The 19,010-nt window shown below is 60.9% G+C and carries 17 protein-coding genes and 1 riboswitch; of the genes, 15 read left to right on the top strand and 2 right to left on the bottom strand.

Going from position 1 to position 19,010, the window contains the following annotated elements; genetic code table 11:
- Window positions 1–166: 166 nt before the first annotated feature.
- Window positions 167–316, bottom strand: a complete 150-nt coding sequence (locus ACURWW_RS12435) for an entericidin A/B family lipoprotein (RefSeq protein WP_445617448.1) — start codon at window positions 314–316, stop codon at window positions 167–169.
- A 489-nt stretch (window positions 317–805) separates the two neighbouring features.
- On the opposite strand from ACURWW_RS12435, the gene ACURWW_RS12430 reads away from it, so the two are divergent.
- From ACURWW_RS12430 to ACURWW_RS12380, 11 genes are all read left to right on the top strand, one after another.
- Entirely contained in the window at window positions 806–1,225 is a 420-nt protein-coding gene (locus ACURWW_RS12430; protein WP_445617391.1) for a DUF4398 domain-containing protein, read from the top strand.
- A 21-nt stretch (window positions 1,226–1,246) separates the two neighbouring features.
- Window positions 1,247–2,218: an OmpA family protein gene (locus ACURWW_RS12425; protein ID WP_445617392.1), complete on the top strand. Its 972-nt coding sequence runs from the start codon at window positions 1,247–1,249 to the stop codon at window positions 2,216–2,218.
- A 396-nt stretch (window positions 2,219–2,614) separates the two neighbouring features.
- Window positions 2,615–4,342, top strand: a complete 1,728-nt coding sequence (locus ACURWW_RS12420) for a long-chain fatty acid--CoA ligase (protein ID WP_445617393.1) — start codon at window positions 2,615–2,617, stop codon at window positions 4,340–4,342.
- Between the two features lie 302 nt (window positions 4,343–4,644).
- Window positions 4,645–5,997, top strand: coding sequence for an ergothioneine biosynthesis protein EgtB (gene egtB / locus ACURWW_RS12415; protein ID WP_445617394.1), 1,353 nt, complete (start codon window positions 4,645–4,647; stop codon window positions 5,995–5,997).
- Entirely contained in the window at window positions 5,994–6,998 is a 1,005-nt protein-coding gene (gene egtD / locus ACURWW_RS12410) for an L-histidine N(alpha)-methyltransferase (RefSeq protein WP_445617395.1), read from the top strand. Before egtB ends, egtD begins: the two co-directional genes overlap by 4 nt.
- 151 nt (window positions 6,999–7,149) lie before the next feature.
- Complete coding sequence (locus tag ACURWW_RS12405; RefSeq protein WP_445617396.1) at window positions 7,150–7,788, top strand: PhzF family phenazine biosynthesis protein; 639 nt, start codon at window positions 7,150–7,152, stop codon at window positions 7,786–7,788.
- A gap of 52 nt (window positions 7,789–7,840) precedes the next feature.
- Window positions 7,841–8,005: riboswitch (cobalamin riboswitch) on the top strand.
- 144 nt (window positions 8,006–8,149) lie between these two features.
- Complete coding sequence (locus ACURWW_RS12400) at window positions 8,150–10,030, top strand: TonB-dependent receptor plug domain-containing protein (protein ID WP_445617397.1); 1,881 nt, start codon at window positions 8,150–8,152, stop codon at window positions 10,028–10,030.
- Window positions 10,031–10,040: 10 nt separating this feature from the next.
- Complete coding sequence (gene cobO / locus ACURWW_RS12395; RefSeq protein ID WP_445617398.1) at window positions 10,041–10,646, top strand: cob(I)yrinic acid a,c-diamide adenosyltransferase; 606 nt, start codon at window positions 10,041–10,043, stop codon at window positions 10,644–10,646.
- A 61-nt stretch (window positions 10,647–10,707) separates the two neighbouring features.
- Window positions 10,708–11,685, top strand: a complete 978-nt coding sequence (locus ACURWW_RS12390) for a FecCD family ABC transporter permease (protein WP_445617449.1) — start codon at window positions 10,708–10,710, stop codon at window positions 11,683–11,685.
- Window positions 11,682–12,449 carry a heme ABC transporter ATP-binding protein gene (locus tag ACURWW_RS12385; RefSeq protein ID WP_445617399.1) on the top strand — a complete coding sequence of 256 codons (768 nt, stop codon included), beginning with the start codon at window positions 11,682–11,684 and terminating at the stop codon, window positions 12,447–12,449. The genes ACURWW_RS12390 and ACURWW_RS12385 overlap by 4 nt, the downstream gene beginning before the upstream one ends.
- Window positions 12,450–12,453: 4 nt before the next feature.
- Window positions 12,454–13,335 carry a cobalamin-binding protein gene (locus tag ACURWW_RS12380; RefSeq protein ID WP_445617450.1) on the top strand — a complete coding sequence of 294 codons (882 nt, stop codon included), beginning with the start codon at window positions 12,454–12,456 and terminating at the stop codon, window positions 13,333–13,335.
- A gap of 257 nt (window positions 13,336–13,592) precedes the next feature.
- Here ACURWW_RS12380 and gltA read toward each other — a convergent pair whose 3' ends face one another.
- Complete coding sequence (gene gltA, locus ACURWW_RS12375; protein WP_445617400.1) at window positions 13,593–14,882, bottom strand: citrate synthase; 1,290 nt, start codon at window positions 14,880–14,882, stop codon at window positions 13,593–13,595.
- Window positions 14,883–15,565: 683 nt separating this feature from the next.
- Between gltA and sdhC the strand changes: the two genes are divergently transcribed.
- From sdhC to ACURWW_RS12355, 4 genes are read left to right on the top strand one after another with little or no spacing between them, the layout of a single operon-like run.
- Window positions 15,566–15,940: a succinate dehydrogenase, cytochrome b556 subunit gene (gene sdhC, locus ACURWW_RS12370; RefSeq protein WP_445617401.1), complete on the top strand. Its 375-nt coding sequence runs from the start codon at window positions 15,566–15,568 to the stop codon at window positions 15,938–15,940.
- Complete coding sequence (sdhD, locus tag ACURWW_RS12365) at window positions 15,934–16,302, top strand: succinate dehydrogenase, hydrophobic membrane anchor protein (RefSeq protein ID WP_445617402.1); 369 nt, start codon at window positions 15,934–15,936, stop codon at window positions 16,300–16,302. The genes sdhC and sdhD overlap by 7 nt, the downstream gene beginning before the upstream one ends.
- Window position 16,303: 1 nt before the next feature.
- The gene (gene sdhA / locus ACURWW_RS12360; RefSeq protein ID WP_445617403.1) at window positions 16,304–18,076 is read left to right on the top strand and encodes a succinate dehydrogenase flavoprotein subunit; all 1,773 of its coding nucleotides are present in this window, start codon (window positions 16,304–16,306) and stop codon (window positions 18,074–18,076) included.
- A 23-nt stretch (window positions 18,077–18,099) separates the two neighbouring features.
- Window positions 18,100–18,804, top strand: a complete 705-nt coding sequence (locus tag ACURWW_RS12355; protein WP_445617404.1) for a succinate dehydrogenase iron-sulfur subunit — start codon at window positions 18,100–18,102, stop codon at window positions 18,802–18,804.
- Window positions 18,805–19,010 lie beyond the last annotated feature (206 nt).

The following is a 19,010-nucleotide window of genomic DNA, read 5'->3' as shown; positions in this document are numbered from 1 at the left end:
TTGCTTGTTGTTGCGCTCTTCCTGATTGAACTTTCGACCCCGTCTTCCCTTCCTGCGGACGCATTCTTGTGGACTTAAAGGATGCTCCTGTGCCCGTTCTTTGTTTCTCCTCTGCGCTTCAGTGTCCGGGCATCGCACCCGAGGACCTGGCCGCGCGAAGAGGGATTCAATCCGCTGCTTCTTCGATCTCTTCGCCCGCTGACTCAACGTCGCGTCCCATGCCTTCCATGGTTTCGCAGCCGGCCAGGATCCAAAGGCCCAGACTGGCGAGCAGCGCGGCGAGTATGCGGGTTTTGCTACTGGCAATCCTGATCATCACGAGTGACGCTCCTCTGTCGAAAAACGGGCTCCTGCCCAGACTCTGAGTGGTGTGTTGCCTGTCTCTGACCTGTGCGAAGCAATATCGAGACCATTAATCCCGTGCCGCTGAAAGTTTTTGGTGTGGACGCCGGACAACACAACATGTCGTGTTCCGGATGTTGGCCAATGGCACATATAGATGAGCTGGTGTTGGCCCGGATCAGCTCATTTCCCCGGGTGATAGCCTGTCGCGTGGGTCATCCAAGGCGCGAATAACAGGCGGACGCATCCACTTGTAAGTTTTGCAACGGCAAAGGTAAAGATGACCCGCCCGACCCTCATGCTCAACACGGTTTCGCGGTCGTCATTTTTTCAAGGGGATCACTTCCAAGGTGGTGGCATATTTGCTGCTTTTTTGATCAATAAGGGCGGGCGCCATCCGGCGCCTGGTTTTGCTGGCACCCCCGGGGAGCTGGCGATCTTCAGGACGAAGTGAGGCACAACCATGAGGACAAATGAGCAAACAGGAAAGGCGGACCTCCCGCTGAGTGCCGGTGGCGGGAGGCATCTCGCGCTAGGAGCGGGGCTTGCCGTGCTGCTGTTGGGCGCTTGTGCGAGCCAGGACATGACCCGGCCGGTAGCGCAGATGACGCGGGCGGAAACGGCCATCGAGAACGCCATCCAGGCGGGCGCCCGGGACTCGGCTCCTCTGGAGTTGCAGACGGCGGAGCGGCACTTTTCCCAGGCTGAGGAGGCTAATCTGAACGAGAACTTCGAGGAGGCTCTGATGCTGGCCGAGAAGGCCGAAGCGGATGCAGATGTAGCCGAGTCAAAAGCCCGAACCGCCCAGACCTACGAAACGGTGGCGGAACTCAAGGAAGGCATCCGGGTGCTGCAGGAAGAACTGGAACGCAGCACACGCTAAAGCGACAAGGAGAGTGATCCCATGGACACCCAGGAAAAGGTTTTCAGAAAGGGCTTCGGCCTCGCGGCGGCCTTCGCGTTCGTGCTGATGGCGGGCTGCGCGAGCACTCCGGAGAACGAGATGGTGAGCGAGGCGAGGCAAACCGTCGAAACAGCCCAGCAATCGCCCGAAGTGGCCCAGCACGCGGCCGTGAAACTGCAGGAAGCGGAGCGGTCGCTGGCGCAGGCTGAGCAGTTGCTGGAGCAAGGGGGAGAGGAAAATACCCGAGCCGCAGAGCACCAAGCTTATCTTGCCAAGCAGCAAGCCACCACGGCAAACCAGCGCGCTGCTCTCGGCGAGGCGCGGGAGGAGGTCGCGGAGGCCAGCCAGATGCGCGAGCAGATTTTGCGCCAGTCACGGGAAGACGAACTGCAGACCGCGGAACGGAGGGCTCAAACCGCCGAGCGCCGGCTGGAGTCGGCACGGGCCCGCGCTCAGTCTGCGGAAGAGCGCACGGCCCAGAGCCAGTCCCAGAGCGAGGAGCAGGAACTAGCGGAGCTGCAGGAAACCGTGCGTTCCCTGCAGGCGCAACAAACCGAGCGGGGCATGGTGCTGCGCATGGGAGATGTGCTGTTCGACTTCGGGGACGACGAGCTCAAACCGGGTGGCGAGCGCTCGGTGCGTGAGCTGGCCCGCTATCTGGAGCGCAATCCCGATCGCCGGCTTTTGGTCGAGGGTTACACCGATGCGGTGGGCGCGGAGGATTTCAATCGCCAGCTCTCAGAGCGCCGGGCGGAATCAGTTCGCGAGCAGTTGGTGGCCGCGGGCATCGAGGAGGACCGGATCGAAGTGCGTGGACATGGCGAGGGCTTCCCCATCGCCACCAATGAAACCACCGCCGGGCGCCAGCTCAACCGGCGGGTCGAGGTGGTGGTTGGTTCCGAGGACCAGCAGTCGCCGGAGCCCCGCACCGAATCGCCCCAGGAGGAGGAATCCCTGAATCCCAGCCCCTGAAGCCTGACAAGCCCGCCCCGCAGGACGCGCACTCCCAGGCGACCAGGCCCGGGAGCAGCGCGTCCTGGGGATCAACCGCTGTTTTGAGTCACATATTCTTCCGTTGCTTAACCTTACTAAACCAGGTCATTCGCTTCAGTTGCCTGCCAAACATAAGGTAGAATGCGCAGCTCCAATCGATTCGATTCGAAACCACAATAATCGCGGGAGACATCCAAGCTGGCGTGCCGCGTCGGCCTCCCCATAATCAATCAGCTGAAAGCCGCTTGTTTCGACGTCCAGCCGTCAGGTGCTCTCCGAGCCCGCCTGCCGTGGGCTGCGCCGTTGGGGCAGGTCAAACCACAAGAGTGGTGCTTTCGTGGTAACTGACATCATAAGCCGACGGAGACATTGACGGTGGACACACGCTATCTAGATCACTGGCCGAAGCATCTGCCTCGCGACATCGCCCTCCCCAACGTGACCATTTGGGAGAACCTGGACATTACGACCCGTCGCTACGCGGATCGGACCGCCATCAAATTCTTCGGCAACGACATCAGTTACCGCAAGCTGTACGACGACGTGGACGCGCTGGCTGGCTGGCTGCAGCAGGTAGGCGGCGTTCAGAAGGGCGACCGTGTGCTGCTGTACATGCAGAACTGCCCGCAGTTTGTGATGGGTTACTATGCGATCCTGCGCGCGGACGCAGTGGTTATTCCGGTCAACCCCATGAACCGGGAAGACGAATTCCAGCACTATATCAAGGACACGGATGCGAAAGTGGCGATCTGTGCCTCCGAGTTGGCCGGGTTCGCCAAAAACGCCAGCGACATGCTGCCCGAAGTACAGCAGCTTCAAAACATTCTGGTGGCGCACTATGCGGATGCGCTGCCCGACGAGTATCCTCACCCGGAAGATGCGCCACCGGCGGTCATGAAGCCTCTTCTGGATGCCAACCCGGAGTTGCCTGCGGGAGCCGTGACCTGGAAGGACGCCCTGGCGGCCGCTCATAAGCCGGGCCCTCATACCGCGCGCCCCGATGATCTGGCGGTCATGCCCTATACGTCCGGCACCACCGGTTTCCCGAAGGGCTGCATGCACACCCACAAAACCGTGATGCACACCTTGATGGTTGGCTCGCTGGCCAACTCTTCCACCGCCGACGCAATTTCCCTGTCCGTGCTGCCGTTGTTCCACGTAACCGGCATGCAGTACGGTATGAACACACCCATCTACATGGGCGGCACCGTGGTCATGCTGCCGCGCTGGGACCGCGAAGTGGCCGGCAGTTATGTGTCGCGCTACGGTGTAACTCACTGGACTGCCATTCCCACCATGATCATCGATCTGTTCGGCAGCCCGAATATCGACAAATTCGACTTCTCCAGCCTGCGCTACATCGGCGGTGGTGGTGCCGCGATGCCGCAAGCAGTGGCCAAAAAGGTGCAGGACACCTTTGGCCTGGACTTCCTGGAAGGCTACGGCCTGTCGGAAACCATCGCGCCGACCCATACCAATCCCATGTACCGTCCCAAGCGTCAGTGTCTGGGTATCCCGACCTTTGGCACAACCGCGGTCATCATCGACCCTGAGACTCTGAAGCCGCTGCCCCAGGGCGAGACCGGCGAAATCGCGGTCCACGGTCCCCAGGTAATGCTCGGCTACTGGCGCAACGAGGAGGCGAGCGAACAGGTCTTTTTCGAGCTGGACGGCAAGCGCTTCTTCCGCACCGGTGACCTGGGCAAGATGGACGAAGAAGGTTACTTCTTCATTACAGATCGCCTGAAGCGCATGATTAATGCCTCTGGCTTCAAGGTGTGGCCGGCGGAAGTGGAAGCGCTGCTCTACAACCATCCCGACATTCAGGAAGCCTGTATCATCGGCAGCAAGGATCCCTATCGAGGGGAAACCGTCAAGGCAGTTGTGGTGCTGATGGAAAAGGCGAAGGGCAAGGTGAGCGAAGAGGACATCATCAACTGGTCCAAGGAGCACATGGCCGCCTACAAAACGCCGAAGATCGTGGAGTTTGTGGACGCGCTGCCCAAATCCGGCAGTGGCAAGGTTATGTGGCGCATCCTTCAGGAGGAAGAATACAAGCGTACTGAAAACCTCCAGCACGGCGCCAAGGTCACGGAAGCCTGATAGCCACTGAAGTCTGATAACCACTGAAGCTTGAACATCCCGGGCGCCTCGAAGTTTGATTGGAGGCGCCCTGAATTCCATGCACATCCCGTCCGGGGTGTGCATCTCTTCCCACCGTTTTCGCAGGTCTTTTCCTCCCGCTCGCTTGACGGAATGAGCGGCTGATCCGTTTTGTCGCCGTCTTCCGGACCTGCCCGTTCGCCCGCTGCGGAACGAAAGCGCGGCTCACAACCACTAACACCCACGAAGCTTCCCGAAGCATGGGAGGCCCGCCAGAACCTCAGGGGAAAGGAGGAGTGTTTGTGGGATCGTCCGAAAGCCTGGCCGATTTCTATCAGTCAGTTCGCCACCAGACCTTGCGTTTGACCGAGAACCTGTCCGCGGAAGACATGTGCGCGCAGTCCATGCCGGAAGCGAGCCCGGGCAAATGGCACCTCGCCCATACCACCTGGTTCTTCGAGGAGTTCATACTCCGCGAGTACCGGGAGGGCTACCAGCCTTTCGACCCGGATTTTCAATTTCTCTTTAATTCTTACTACGAAACAGTGGGCGAGCGCCACCCGCGAGCCGAAAGAGGGCTCTTGACGCGCCCGCCGCTGCCGGCGGTGCTTCATTACCGCGCCTACGTGGATGGGGCGATGCAGAAGCTCATGGCCACCCGCGCGGACGAGCTTGCATCGTTGGTGACCACCGGCTTGCATCACGAGATGCAGCATCAGGAATTGCTTTTGACCGATATTCTGCACCTGTTGTCCTTCAATCCGATCCAGCCAGCGGTCATTTCCCCTCCCGGGGAAGGGGCGTCCGGTGCCGCACCATCCGTCGTGGAATTCCAGGAATTCGAGGGCGGCCTGGTGGAGGTGGGTGCATCGGGCAGTGGATTTACCTACGACTGCGAGCGCCCGCGGCACCAGGTGTTTCTGCGCCCCTACCGACTCGCCCGGCGCCCGGTCTGCAATGCTGAATGGCTGGAATTCATGGCCGACGGCGGCTATCAGAATCCCATGTTATGGCTTGCGGACGGGTGGGAGTCCTGTCGCCGGGAAAACTGGCGGGCACCGTCCTACTGGCGGCAGGTAGAGGGTGAATGGCACCAATTCGGACTGGATGGATTGCAGCCGCTCGTGCCGAATGCGCCGGTTTGTCATATCAGCTATTACGAAGCGGACGCCTACGCGCGCTGGGCGGGACGCAGGCTCCCCACCGAGGAAGAGTGGGAGCACAGTGTCGCCTCCTGCTCTATGGAAGGAAAATTGCTGAAAGGAAAACCACTTAAAGGAAAACCACTTAAAGGAAAACCGCTCAAAGGCAAATCGCTCAAGGGTGAGCAGTCGGCGTCCGCCGAGCCGGCAAACATGCTGGAGTCCGCCCGCTGGCGGCCGTCGCCGCCCGCGTCAACCCAGGACGGGCTCGCTCAGATGTTTGGCGATGTCTGGGAATGGACCAGCAGCCCTTATCGGGCCTATCCGGGGTTCCGGCCGGAGGGGGGCGCCTTGCAGGAATATAATGGCAAATTCATGGCCAATCAGTTCGTTCTGCGGGGCGGATCCTGTGTAACGCCGCGCCTGCAGATTCGCCCCAGTTACCGAAATTTCTTCTTTCCCCATCATCGCTGGCAGTTTACCGGGATGAGACTTGCGGAGGATGTTGAATGACCGAAAGCTCTATGGCCACGACGTTTGCGGAAACGGGAAACAATCCATCCGCTGCTATCTGCCCGCCCCATGAGGCCCCACCGGCAGAAACATTTCTTCAGGACGTGCTCGAAGGGTTGACGCGGACGCGGAAAAACCTGCACCCGAAATATTTTTACGACCAAAAAGGTTCGCACTACTTCGACCTGATCTGCCAGCTGGAGGAATACTATCCTTTCCAGGCGGAACTGGATCTTCTTCCACGGGTTGCCGAGGACCTGAGGCCGCGTTTGCGTGAGGATTACCACCTTATCGAGTTTGGCGCCGGCTCATTGTTGAAGGTGCAACCGCTTCTGGACACCATTGACCGGATTCGCAGCTTCACTCCCATCGACATCTCCGGAGAACATCTCGAGCGCAGTTGCGAGCAGTTGCGCGGCGATTATCCCGCATTGCAGGTGGACGCTGTGGTGGCGGACTTTACCCGACCGGTGCACCTTCCCCCCAGTGACGATACCCCGCTGGGGTTTTTCCCCGGATCGACCATCGGCAATTTCTCACCGGAAGAAGCGCGCAGCTTTCTGGCCTGCGCGGGGAGCACCCTGGGCCGCTCCCGCCATCTTCTGATTGGTGTCGATACCAAGAAGTCACCGGAGCGACTTCACGCAGCCTACAACGATCGCAAGGGCATTACCGCCTGCTTTAACCGCAACATTCTCGAGCGCATCAATCGCGAGTTGGGCGGGAACTTTGCCCCGGAACGGTTCGGGCACTATGCCTTTTACAACCCTGAGCCTGGTCGTGTAGAGATGCACCTGGTCTCGCGGGAAGAGCAGACCGTCGAGGTGGGTGGCCTGGCGATTCATTTCCGGGAAGGGGAGAGCATTCATACGGAATCCTCCTACAAATACACCCCCGAGGAATTTGCGCGACTGGCGGCGAAAGCCGGCTGGGCGGTGGAACGTGAATGGCTCGGCGCCGATCGACTGTTTGCCATTTATCTCCTGCGCAATGCCGGCTAGGTCTGCCCGGGGTCAACACCTGCCCGTCTTTCGGATCAGCAGTTTCATCGGTCCGGAATGCGAGGGTAATTCCCATCTGGTTGCTCTCGATCCCTCCTTTACATCCGAGCGCAAACGCGCTGAATGGCTTGAGCAACACGCCCGATCTATCGTGGTAATCCTTCAGGAGAGGGAGCGCCGCGTTGAGTTCCACCAGGCCGGCCGGGAGATCCTGCGCTGCGGCTCTGGCACACTCGCGGCCGCGCACCTGTTGCTTCGCGAAAGGCGGCACACCGAACCCCTTCAGTTGGAGACCCGGGCGGGTATCGTCCGGCTGCGGGCCTGTGGTGAGTGGCTCGGTTACGCGGACCGGCCCTTGTCCCAGGTTCCTTCGAGCCGCTTCGCCGAGTGGCAGTCACTGCTGGGCCAGTTCTTATGCTCCTGCCGGGACGTGGGTGGCGACCGGGATTATTGCCTTGCCGAGGTGCGAAGCGAGGCAAATTTGCAGGCATTGCGAATCGACAGCGACGCGCTCGCCCGCTTCAGCCAGCGGGCACTGATTGTTACGGCACCGAGCGATGAGCCTGGCTATGACTACGTGCTGCGTTATTTTGCGCCGCAGTATGGCAATGAGGAGGACGGGGCGACCGGTTCCGCCAACGTGCAGCTCGGGCCATTCTGGCAGGAAAAAACCAGGAAAAGTCGTCTACGGGGCCGACAGCTTTCACCTTCCGGCGGCGATTTTCTGCTTCAGGTTGATGGCCCGGAGGTGTGGGTTTTTGGCCGGACCCGCGACCTGGATTCCCATTGAACCAGTTACGAATATTCGGATTCAGTTGACGCCCCACCCTGATTTGCCCTACATTGCCGACCGGTTAGCAGGTGCCTGCCACCTTCGTCCCGGCGACGAGGTTGGGTAGGTTAAATGGGAAGTCTGGTGCAAGGCCAGCGCTGCCCCCGCAACGGTAAGCGAAGCGTACACACAAGCGTTTTGCGAGCCCGATACCGGCCTTCTAACCTGGGAGTTGCCCCGCGCTAACTCCCGCGCTGATGGAGCGGAGGGCTACCATCCAGGGATTCATTACCTTTTTTTTGGACCCCTTGTCCTCCCTCGATTGCCAGTGCACCGGTCGACACGGTGCTCGTTATCCTTTTGGCTATTGAGGTTTTCAATGAAATCTGTGTACTCCTTTCCTCTGGGCCGTACCCTGTGCGGTTCTCTGGTTTGTTCTATTTTGTCTGTTCCGTCCCTGGCGGCTGATCCACCCGCGGGCGCGCGGGAACTTGAAGAGATTGTGGTCAGCGCGTCACGCATGCCGATGCCCCAGCGGCGCATTGGCAGCTCCGTCACCCGCCTTGAAGAAGACGACATTGCCCGTCGCAGCGCCTTCAGTCTGGCGGAGGTGCTGCGCACCGTGCCGGGAGTGGGTGTCAGCGGCACGGGGGGGCTGGGCAAACCGCAAACCCTCCGAATTCGCGGTGAAGAGGGCTACCGAACCCTTCTGCTGATCGACGGCATGGATGTATCCGATCCCACCCCGCCCCAAATGGCGCCGCGCATTCAGCACGTTCCCACGGTGGGAGTTGCGGCCGTTGAGGTCTTGCGGGGAGCGCAGGGCATGATGTACGGCGCAGATGCAGGCGGCGTGCTCAGCGTCGAGACAAGGCGCCCCGAAAATGGGGTGGAAAGCCGCGTTCGTGTAGACACCGGGCGCTACGACTCCGAGCAGCTTTTTGCCGACCTTGGCATTGGAGGCGAGCAGGGCGGTCTTTACCTGGCGGCCACCGAGCTGACGAGCGATGGCTTCAATGCGCGCTCGGACGATCTCGATTTGAAAGATGATGACGGCTACACCAACAAAAGCATTCACGGTCGAGCGGGCTGGCAACCGTCGGAAGAGCTGCGGGTACAGGCTGTCTTTCGCGGTACCAATGCCTCGAACGAATACGACGATTGCTACGGCCTGGCGCTTACCCATGATTGCCGCAACGACTTTCGACAGCGCGCCGCCCGTTTCAGCGTGGACCACGAAGGAGATGTGATAGCCCAACGCTTCGCCGTACAGAAATCAACTCTGGACAGTCGCGACAAAGCGGACGGCCGGGACAGCTTTGCCAGCGAGGGGGAGATTGCCAAGGCGGAGTATCTGGGTCGAATGGAATTGCCCGCGAACACAGCGCTCCTGTACGGGCTCGATTACAAACGAGAGCAGATGGACTCGGATGGCAGTACCCAATCGCGGGGACAGCGGGGGTATTATCTGGAGTATCAGGGCGCCTTCGGCGCGGACCTGTTTCTGAGCGCGGGCATCCGTCTCGACGACAACGACGACTTCGGCCGCCACGACAGTTACAGGATTGCAGCGGCCTACCTGGTTCCGGTGACCAAAGACCACCTCCTGCGCCTGAAGTCCAGTGCCGGCACTGGCTTTCGCGCCCCCAGCCTTTATGAGCTGGCCTACAATGCTTCACCCTGGGCCGCAGAACCGGCTTCCGGAGTATCTCTGAGCGAAGAGCAGAGTCGCAGTTTTGATCTGGGCTTCGAATACTACATCGCGGATCACACCCGACTGGACCTGGTGTTTTTCGATCAGCGCATCCGGGACGAGATCTACTATGACCTGGTGGCGTACTCAGGTTATCTGCAAAGCAGGGGAACCAGCGAATCCAGAGGTTTTGAGTTTTCCGCCCGCTATCAGCCCTCGGACTTCTGGGCGCTCACGGGCAACTTCACCTACAACCGTACGGAAACCGTCGACGGTGAGGCGCGCATTCAGCGCCCGCGGCAGATGGCCCATGCGGGCCTGAGCCTGTTTCCCTTTCGCGAGCTGGCCCTGCAATTGAACTGGCGCGCGTCGCGCGATGCGCGCGCCCACGATGGCAGCGCGTTGGATGATTACAGTGTTGTGGACCTGAATGGGAGATATCCGCTTTCCGACGCGCTGGTGGTTTATTCGCGCATCGAGAACGTCCTGAACGAGGACTACCAGGAGGTGCTCGGCTACAACACTCCGGGACGGGCGGCGTACCTCGGGGCACAAGTGAACTTTTAGGGTTGATACCGTGAACGAGAAAAAATCCGCGAAGCACAAGCGGGCCATGGAAAAACAGAAGGTCCGCGTGGACGACGCCATCGAGGCGGCGCAAACCGACCGGGGCGTGGCCGTGTTGCTCACCGGCGACGGCAAAGGCAAGAGCAGCTCGGCTTTCGGCATGGTTATGCGGGCGCTCGGATACGGACAGCGAGTGGGGGTGGTTCAGTTCATCAAGGGGCAGCAGGCTTCCGGGGAAGAGATATATCTGCGGGATCATTGTCCCCAGGTCACTCTCGTGCAGATGGGCACCGGTTTCACCTGGGACACCCAGGACCGGGACTCGGACATGGCCGCGGCGCAGCGAACCTGGCAGGCGGCCACCAAAATGCTGGCCGATGGTGACTACGATCTGGTGGTGCTCGACGAGCTTACCTATATGCTCGCCTACCAGTACCTGCCCGAGGCGGAAGTGATCGCGGCCATTCAGGAACGACCTGTCTCCCAGAGCGTGGTGGTGACCGGCCGCGGTGGCGGCTCCGCCTTGCGTGAGGCGATGGACACGGTGTCCGAGGTCAGGGAGATCAGCCACGCGTTCCGGCACGGGATTCGGGCCCGCAAGGGGGTGGATTATTAGCGAAGCCCTGTCCGCATTCGCCCCTGACCGCCGGGGAGCAAGGGTGCTGTTGCTGACGCTTATGTTCGTGCTGTTGCCCCTGTCCTTCCTGACGGCTCTTGTGTTCGGAGCGGTGGATCTCTCTCTGGCTACCGCAATCACGGCTCTGCTGGGTGATGGCGACGGGGCGGGGCAGGGTGCCCTCATCATCCGGGAAATCCGCCTGCCGCGCGCCTTGCTGGCAGCCCTGGTGGGGGCGCTTCTGGGGATCTGCGGCGCGGCGAGTCAGGGGTTGTTCCGCAATCCGCTCGCGGATCCGTCTCTCATCGGCGTTACCGCAGGTGCTTCCGCCGGGGCAAGCCTGGTGATCGTGAGTGCGGGGAGTCTGCTGGGAAGTGCCTGGGGTGTCTGGCTGCTTTCCCTGGGTGCGTTTGTGGGGGGCATGGCGACGGTGTGGCTTGTCTACCGGCTCGCCACCGGACCCGCGGGAACCTCCGTGGCCAGCATGCTGTTGGCGGGGATCGCCATTACCGCTATGGCGGGCAGTCTGACCAGCCTGCTGTCGCTTACCGCCAGCAACGACCTGCTGCGGCGCATCAGCCTGTGGCAAATGGGCGGTCTGGAGGGGGCGAACACACCGAGGGTGCTGCTGGCCTTCATCCTGACCGCACTGCTCCTTGTACTGTTGCCCCGCTATGCACGGGCGCTCAATGCGCTTCTGCTGGGCGAGTCGGAAGCCCGACACTTGGGCTTTGACACGTCGGCCGTGCAGCGGGCACTGGTGGTCCTTATTGCGCTGGGGGTGGGCAGTTCTGTCGCACTGGCTGGCACCATCGCCTTTGTGGGGCTGGTGGTGCCACACATGGTTCGGCTGATCTGCGGACCGGACCACCGGCTGTTGCTGCCTTTATCCGCGGTTGCCGGCGCCGTGCTGTTGCTGCTCGCAGATACCGCAGCCCGTAGCGTTGCCGCTCCCGCCGAACTGCCCGTGGGCTTGCTCACGGCTCTGGTCGGGGCGCCGTTCTTTTTGTTTCTGCTGCGGCGGCGGGAGTGGCTATGAGCCTGCGCGTACACAACCTCCAGGTACGCCTGGCGTCGCGGCCCGTGTTGCAGGACATCGGGTTTGCTGTGGAGCGCGGGACGATACTGGCCCTGGTGGGCCCCAACGGCGCCGGAAAGACGAGCCTGCTCCGTACCTTGTCCGGCGATCTGGAGCCCGCGCAGGGCGTGGTGGAGTGGGGTGAACGAAGTCTGCGATCCCTGTCATTGCAGGACCGCGCCCGCCATGTGGCCGTGTTGCCTCAGCTTAGTTCGTTAGCGTTCCCCTTCACCGTGGAGGAGGTGGTCCTGCTGGGGCGTTCGCCCCACGGAAGCGGCCGGGAGCGGGACCGGAGCATTGCCATTGAAGCCATGGCGAGTCTCGACCTGGCTCATCTGCGCGCCCGACCCTATACACGGCTGTCCGGCGGGGAGCGGCAGCGAGTGCAACTGGCCCGCGTTCTGACCCAGGTGTGGGAAGCTCGCTCCTGCCTGCTCCTGCTGGATGAGCCCACCAGCGCTCTGGACTTCGCCCACCAGCAGTTGCTGGTGAGCACGCTCAGGAAACTGGCGGCCCAGGGGCTGACCATTGTGCTCGCAACCCACGATCTGCACCTGGCCGCTCTGCACGCGGACCGCATGCTGGCCCTCAAAGCAGGGCGCTGCATTGGCGCCGGCAGTGCGGAGGAGGTGATTCAGGAAAGGGTGATGAAAGCCCTGTACGGCGTGGATATGCAAATTATCCGGCATCCCCAAAACGGCAAGCCTCTGGCGCTCGGGTTGTAACGTGATGTGCCCGGCAATCACCAAAATCCCGATCCTCTGCGCCCTGTTACTGATGCCGTTCTACTGTCTGGCTGAGCCGGTGACGGTGCAGGATTACCGGGGGCGATCGGTGGTCCTGGAGGAGCCCGCCCGCCGAATCGTGGCTCTGGCTCCCCACGCAGTGGAGAACACCTATTCGGCCGGAGCAGGGGATCTGCTGGTGGCCGCCGTGGAGCACAGTGATTACCCAGCGGCGGCGCGCCGGCTGCCCCGCGTGGGAGGATTCAATACCGTCAGCCTCGAGGCCATTGTGGCCAGCGAACCGGATCTGGTGATTGCCTGGGCTACGGGTACGAACGGCGCCTTGATTGAGCAGCTTTCCCGGTTAGGGATTCCGGTGTATGCCGATGAGCCGCGAGAGCTGGAAGATATCGCGCGATCCATTCGCGACATCGGGCGCCTCACCGGCCGGGAGGCCCGTAGCGCAGCGGCGGCGGATCGCTTCCTGGGCGGGCTCGATGCTTTAAGGAAGCGTTACAGCGGGCTGCCGCTGCGGCGGGTCTTCTATCAGGTTTGGAATCAGCCCCTGCAGACTGTCAACGGCGAACACATCATCAGTCACCTGCTTGCGGCCTGCGGGGCGCAGAATATTTTCGCCGATGCGGCTCCGCTGGCCCCGACCATCAGCCTGGAGGAGGTGCTCACCCGCGACCCCGACGTGATACTGGCCAGCGGCAGCGGTGTGGAACGACCGGACTGGCTGGATGACTGGCGGCGTTTCCCGGGGCTGAAAGCGGTGCGGAACGAGCAACTGTTGTTCGTTCCCGCGGATTACCTCCAGCGGCACACGGTGAGGCTTCTGGAGGGCGCGCAGATGCTGTGTCGACAGATTGATGAGGCGCGGTAGCTGAGATCGGAGCTCGGGGGGCTGTTGGGTTACGCTTCGCTAACCCAACCTACGGGGTTGGTTGCCGGGTGGCGTAGGTTGGGTTAGGCCGCAGGCCGTAACCCAGCATTGACGGAAGACCGGAAGCGGCGCTCGGACAGGGAATGCTCGGGCCTTGTTGGGTTACGCTTCGCTAACCCAACCTACAGAACCGGTTGCTGGCTGGCGTAGGTTGGGTTAGGCCGCAGGCCGTAACCCAACACTGACGAAGGCCGGAATCAGCGCTGGTCTTCGGACAGGTAGTCGCGCTGGGTGTAGCCGGTGTAGAGCTGGCGGGGACGGCCGATCTTGAGCGGGCTGCTCAGCATCTCGTGCCAGTGGGCAATCCAGCCGACGGTTCGGCCGGTGGCAAAGATCACGGTGAACATATCCGTGGGAATGCCGATGGCCTTCATGATGATACCGGAGTAGAAGTCCACGTTCGGGTAGAGCTTCTTCTCGACGAAGTAGGGGTCTGACAGAGCGATCTCTTCGAGGCGCTTGGCAATGGCCAGCAGCGGGTCGTCTTCCAGGCCGAGCTCTTTCAGGACCTCGTCGCAGGTCTCCTTCATCACCTTCGCGCGGGGGTCGAAGTTCTTGTAGACCCGGTGGCCGAAGCCCATCAGGCGGAAGGGATCGTTCTTGTCCTTGGCCTTGGCCACGAACTTGTCGATGTTCTTCACATCGCCGATTTCGTTGAGCATTTCCAGCACGGCTTCGTTGGCGCCGCCGTGAGCCGGTCCCCACAGGGCGGCAATGCCGGAGGCGATACAGGCGAAGGGGTTCGCGCCGGAGGAGCCCGCCAGGCGCACAGTGGACGTGGAGGCGTTTTGCTCATGGTCTGCGTGCAGCAGGAAGATCTTGTCCATGGCCCGCGCCAGTACCGGGTTCACTTCCGGCGGATCACACGGCGTGCCGAACATCATGTGCAGGAAGTTTTCGCTGTAGCTGAGCGAGTTGATCGGGTAAAGGAAGGGCTGGCCGATATGGTGCTTGTAGCACATGGCTGCCAGGGTCGGCATCTTGGCGATCAGGCGGTGGGCCGAAATCAGACGGTGCTGTTCGTCGTGGATGTCCAGGGAGTCGTGATAGAAGGCGGAGAGGGCGCCCACGACGCCGCACATGATGGCCATCGGGTGTGCGCTGCGCTTGAAGCCCTTGTAGAAGTTGACGATGCCTTCGTGAACCATGGTGTGGTGAGTGATAATGTCCACAAACTCGGCCTTCTGTGCCGGAGTGGGAAGCTCACCGTGGAGCAGCAGATAGCAGGTTTCCAGGTAGTCACTCTGCTCGGCCAGCTGATCAATGGGGTAGCCGCGATGCAGCAGAACACCTTTCGCTCCGTCGATATAGGTAATTTTTGATTCACAGGCGGCGGTGGACACGAAACCGGGGTCGTAGGTGAAATAGCCGTTCCCGGTGAGACTGCGTACGTCGATGACGTCAGGACCGGTGGAGCCGGAGTAAATCGGGAGCTCGATGGAATCCTGGGATCCGTCAATCGTCAAGTGCGCCTTCTTCTCAGTCATTCATCGACTCCTGTAATAGTAATTGCGAAGAGGTCGACGGTCAGTCGGCCGTCGAAAAGCTATGGTATCGAGAGGAGAGAGCTGCGGGTCGGGCCGGCTAATCAGCCACCCCTTTCGGATCTGCCCACGCCCTCACGGATGAGGCCGCATTCGCCGATCAGGCTCCCCTCGCGCGGCGCTCGGACAGCCCGGCTGCCTTGGGTGGCCAGGCTTACTCTGCCAATGCTCTTTTCAGTAACTGCGTCTGCGGCCGTCGTTTACAGCGGAAAAATTGCGGTGGACAACTATAAGGCCACAAGCGGGATTGTCAAATGGATTCGCCATTCTACCCATTTGCCCCGGCGGGCGATAGCCGCGTGCCCCGGAGCGTGATTCCGGCGCCGATTGGCCGCTGACCAAAGCCGGGGGGAGGTGGGGGTGCCGATGCCCTGTTCCGGTGGTCTGTGCACGAAAAGCGTGCGTAAAAAAATGCTTACAGAAGAGCAGGATACGACGGCACTGGCGCGTCACGTTACGGTGTTTTCATTTGTAATTTGAACCTGTCCTCTCTATAATCTCGCGCGATCTTCTAACGGGGCTCATCATTTCACGTCCGCACGCCATGCGGCCTTCGGGGCGCCTTTCCCAATGGAGGCCCCTGCGGCTACGGCTCTGTCTCACTTGTCAAAAGGTACGCTGCAATTGTGAATGACAAACGACCGGTCAACCTAGACCTGACCACCATCAGATTCCCCATCACCGCCATCGTTTCCATCACCCATCGTATTTCCGGCGTTATCCTCTATGGGGGTATTGCCGTGTTGTTGTGGATGCTGCAAGCGAGTCTGGCTTCCGAACAAAGTTTCAATGAGCTGAAAGAGCTGCTGGGTAGCCCGCTCCTGCAGTTCATTGTATGGGGCACGGTTGCGGCTTTGGCTTATCACCTGGTGATGGGCGTTCGCCACATGATTATGGATCTGGGCGTGGGTGAAAGCCTGGAGGGTGGCAGACGCGGGGCGCAAATCGCGATCGTGGTTGCCGTTATCTTGATTGTTCTTGCCGGAGTTTGGGTATGGTAACCGCAGTTACAAACCTGGGTCGCAGTGGGGTTTACGATTGGCTGATTCAGCGAGTCACTGCTGTTGTCCTGACCGCTTATACCTTCTTTATTGTTGGCTTCATCCTGAGCCACCCGGATCTGAGCTACGGCGAGTGGCAGGGCCTGTTCGATCAGTTCTGGGTCCGCATTTTCAGCTTGCTGGCAATCATCTCGGTTGCAGCTCACGCCTGGATCGGCCTGTGGGTCGTGCTGACCGACTACGTGACAAGCCAGACTCTCGGCGGCGCCGGTACCGCCGTTCGACTCATTTTGCAAGTTGTTCTCGGTGTGGTCACCGTCGCCTATGCGGTGTGGGGCATCGAGATACTGTGGGGTTTCTGATATGACTAATATGCGCACGATTTCATACGACGGCATTGTGGTCGGCGGCGGTGGGGCAGGCATGCGTGCCGCTCTGCAACTGGCCCGGTCCGGCTACAAGACGGCGGTAATTACCAAGGTCTTCCCCACACGTTCCCACACCGTATCCGCCCAGGGCGGCATTACCTGTGCCATCGCCAGCGACGACCCCCAGGACGATTGGCGCTGGCACATGTACGACACGGTCAAGGGCTCCGACTACATCGGCGACCAGGACGCAATCGAGTACATGTGTTCAGTAGGCCCCGAGGCGGTGTTCGAACTGGAGCACATGGGGCTTCCCTTCTCGCGAACCGAAAACGGTCGCATCTACCAGCGTCCGTTCGGCGGTCAGTCCAAGGACTACGGCCGCGGCGGCCAGGCGGCGCGCACCTGCGCGGCGGCGGACCGTACCGGGCACGCCCTGTTGCATACCCTTTATCAGAACAACGTCCGCAACAACACGGTATTTCTTAACGAATGGTTTGCCGTGGATCTGGTGAAGAACCAGGACGGCGCGGTCGTGGGTGTGATTGCGATCAATATGGAAGACGGGGAAACCGTCTTCGTGAAGTCCAAGGCGACTGTCTTCGCCACCGGCGGCGCAGGCCGCATCTACGCTTCCACCACCAACGCCCACATCAACACGGGCGATGGAGTTGGTATGGCGCTGCGGGCTGGCTTCCCGGTGCAGGACATCGAAATGTGGCAGTTCCACCCGACCGGCATCGCCGGGGCTGGAGTCCTGGTCACTGAGGGTTGTCGCGGTGAAGGCGGCTACCTCATCAACAAGGACGGCGAGCGCTTCATGGAGCGTTACGCACCGAACGCGAAGGACCTGGCGAGCCGCGACGTGGTTGCCCGCTCGATGGTCCTGGAAATCCTCGAAGGCCGCGGTTGTGGTCCGGAAGGGGATCACGTCTACCTGAAGCTCGACCATCTTGGCGCCGATACCCTGAACGCCAAACTGCCGGGCATCCTCGAACTGTCCCGCACCTTTGCCCATGCGGACCCGATCAAGGAGCCGATTCCGGTGGTGCCCACCTGTCACTACATGATGGGCGGCATTCCCACCAACGTCCATGGTCAGGCACTGACCGTGGACGCGGACGGCAACGAGAAGGTGATCGAAGGTTTCTACGCCTGCGGTGAAGTGGCCTGTGTATCCGTTCACGGCGCCAACCGGCTCGGCGGTAACTCCCTGCTGGATCTGGTGGTCTTCGGCCGTGCCTCGGGTCTGTTTATTGAAAAGTCCCTGCGCGAAGGCATCGACCACCGCGAAGCCACGGACTCCGACATCGAAGCGGCCATGTCGCGCCTGAATCGCCTGAACGAATCCACCAGCGGCGAAGACGTGGCCAGTCTGCGCAAGGAACTGCAGACCGTGATGCAGAACCATTTCGGCGTTTTCCGCAAGGGCGAGTTCATGCAGGAAGGCATCGAAAAGCTCGCTGTTCTCCGGGAGCGCATCGGCAACGTCGTTTTGCATGACAAGACCAACGCCTTCAACACCGCGCGTATCGAAGCACTGGAACTGCAGAACCTTCTGGAAGTTGCGGAAGCCACCGCGATTGCAGCGGAGGAGCGCAAGGAAAGCCGCGGCGCCCACGCGCGGGAAGACTATCAGGAGCGGGACGATGAGAACTGGCTGTGCCACTCTCTGTATTTCCCCGCCGAGAAACGGGTTGGCAAGCGCAGCGTGAACTTTGCTCCGCAGACCATGGAAGCCTTCGAACCGAAAGCGCGTACCTACTAGATCGAACTTGGGTGAAAGATCAAATGTTGAAAGTCGAAGTTTATCGTTACAACCCGGAGACGGACAGCAAGCCGTCCATGAAGACCTACGAAGTGGACACCCAGGGAAAGGATCTGATGGTGCTGGATGTGCTGGAATTGCTCAAGGATTCCGATCCGAGCCTGACCTACCGGCGCTCCTGCCGGGAAGGGGTCTGCGGATCCGACGGCATGAACATCAACGGGAAAAACGGCCTGGCATGCATCACGCCGCTGTCCGAGTGCGTAAAGGGCAACACCCTGGTACTGCGTCCGCTGCCGGGCTTGCCGGTAATTCGTGATCTGATCGTGGACATGAGCATCTTCTACGCCCAGTACGAAAAGGTGCAGCCTTACTTGCAGAACAACACCCCGGCGCCGGCCATCGAACGACTGCAGTCCCCGGAAGAGCGGGCCAAGCTGGACGGCCTGTACGAGTGCATCCTCTGCGCGTGCTGTTCCACCAGTTGCCCGTCGTTCTGGTGGAACCCGGACAAGTTCATCGGTCCGGCCGGATTGCTGCAGGCCTATCGCTTCCTGGCCGACAGCCGTGATACAGCGACCGATGAGCGACTGGCACGCATGGATGATCCGTTCAGTGTGTTCCGCTGCCATGGCATTCAGAACTGCGTGGCTGTGTGTCCAAAGGGACTGAACCCGACCCGGGCGATCGGGCACATCCGCAATATGCTGCTGCAACGCGCCACCTGAGGGCGCGTTCGCCAGAAGAAATCGCGCCCAAAAAGCGCAAATGTAGGCACAGAGATACTCGGAGGCCACGGCGGGTTCACAAGAGCCGGCCGCGATACAGTTCCGCTCATCCAATAAGGGGGCTGAGCTGCCTGGCCGTACAACTCACGTACAGATCGGGGATTTGGATTCCGGCCGGCGGTTGGTACACCGCAGGCTCAACGGAT

Source organism: Gilvimarinus sp. F26214L, assembly GCF_054401055.1.
Note: the sequence above shows the minus strand (reverse complement) of the source record. Positions and strands in the feature narration are given on the sequence as shown.

What these genes read in the sequence shown, in the direction of transcription:
- ACURWW_RS12435 (WP_445617448.1), bottom strand. Translation starts at nt 316, where the DNA reads ATGATCAGGATTGCCAGTAGCAAAACCCGCATACTCGCCGCGCTGCTC.
- ACURWW_RS12430 (WP_445617391.1), top strand. Translation starts at nt 806, where the DNA reads ATGAGGACAAATGAGCAAACAGGAAAGGCGGACCTCCCGCTGAGTGCC.
- ACURWW_RS12425 (WP_445617392.1), top strand. Translation starts at nt 1,247, where the DNA reads ATGGACACCCAGGAAAAGGTTTTCAGAAAGGGCTTCGGCCTCGCGGCG.
- egtD (WP_445617395.1), top strand. Translation starts at nt 5,994, where the DNA reads ATGACCGAAAGCTCTATGGCCACGACGTTTGCGGAAACGGGAAACAAT.
- ACURWW_RS12400 (WP_445617397.1), top strand. Translation starts at nt 8,150, where the DNA reads ATGAAATCTGTGTACTCCTTTCCTCTGGGCCGTACCCTGTGCGGTTCT.
- ACURWW_RS12390 (WP_445617449.1), top strand. Translation starts at nt 10,708, where the DNA reads ATGTTCGTGCTGTTGCCCCTGTCCTTCCTGACGGCTCTTGTGTTCGGA.
- ACURWW_RS12385 (WP_445617399.1), top strand. Translation starts at nt 11,682, where the DNA reads ATGAGCCTGCGCGTACACAACCTCCAGGTACGCCTGGCGTCGCGGCCC.
- ACURWW_RS12380 (WP_445617450.1), top strand. Translation starts at nt 12,454, where the DNA reads ATGTGCCCGGCAATCACCAAAATCCCGATCCTCTGCGCCCTGTTACTG.
- gltA (WP_445617400.1), bottom strand. Translation starts at nt 14,882, where the DNA reads ATGACTGAGAAGAAGGCGCACTTGACGATTGACGGATCCCAGGATTCC.
- sdhD (WP_445617402.1), top strand. Translation starts at nt 15,934, where the DNA reads ATGGTAACCGCAGTTACAAACCTGGGTCGCAGTGGGGTTTACGATTGG.
- sdhA (WP_445617403.1), top strand. Translation starts at nt 16,304, where the DNA reads ATGACTAATATGCGCACGATTTCATACGACGGCATTGTGGTCGGCGGC.
- ACURWW_RS12355 (WP_445617404.1), top strand. Translation starts at nt 18,100, where the DNA reads ATGTTGAAAGTCGAAGTTTATCGTTACAACCCGGAGACGGACAGCAAG.